The sequence below is a fragment of the Mycobacterium sp. AT1 genome, assembly GCF_002043095.1.
In the GTDB taxonomy this organism is placed as follows: domain Bacteria; phylum Actinomycetota; class Actinomycetes; order Mycobacteriales; family Mycobacteriaceae; genus Mycobacterium.
This window is the reverse complement of the sequence record NZ_MVOC01000037.1, coordinates 128,599-128,903: the sequence shown is the minus strand read 5'-3', so window position 1 is coordinate 128,903 and position 305 is coordinate 128,599.

The following is a 305-nucleotide window of genomic DNA, read 5'->3' as shown; positions in this document are numbered from 1 at the left end:
CAAGCACCGCCGGAACCCCGCTACCGACCGTCGAAGAAGCTGGCCGACTTCGTCCGCTGCCGCGACATGACGTGTCGATTCCCAGGCTGCAAGGTGCCCGCCACGAATTGTGATGTCGACCATACGATTCCGTGGCCATACGGGCCGACCGCGGCGTCCAACCTGAAATGTCTATGCCGAAGACACCATCTCTTGAAAACCTTCTGGGGCGGCCAAAGCGGCTGGCGTGACGAGCAACTCGACGACGGCACCATCATCTGGACCGCACCCGACCGGCGGAGCTATATCACCACCCCGGGCAGCCG